This window comes from Streptomyces sp. P17 (genome assembly GCF_032436805.1).
Classification (GTDB): domain Bacteria; phylum Actinomycetota; class Actinomycetes; order Streptomycetales; family Streptomycetaceae; genus Streptomyces.
Window position 1 is genome coordinate 1 of sequence record NZ_JAVRBF010001080.1, and the last position, 259, is coordinate 259.

Sequence of the window (259 nt, forward strand, 5' to 3'; positions counted from 1 at the left end):
TGAAATGTCAGGTAATGTTCTGCTGAATTGGTCTTCAGGAAGAAGCTCCCCCAAATTAGATCAACTTGATAAAATTGCGTATCTCATTAATGTAGAGGTTTCTAAGCTGTTGATTCAGGATATCGAGATAAGTATAACTTCCCCAATTTGGAGGGATAATGTTGAAAGAAACTTTATCGAGAATCTTGGGCGTTATACTCAAGAAAAGGGTATTCACAAATCATGGTTTGATGAAAAGCGGTGCGGAGTAAGCTATGGG

The 259-nt window shown here is 38.2% G+C and carries 1 protein-coding gene; it reads left to right on the plus strand.

The genetic code is table 11. The features are described 5' to 3' along the window. Window positions 1–259 (plus strand): hypothetical protein (locus RMT89_RS43995; RefSeq protein WP_315889362.1); only part of this gene is annotated, 259 nt, incomplete at both ends.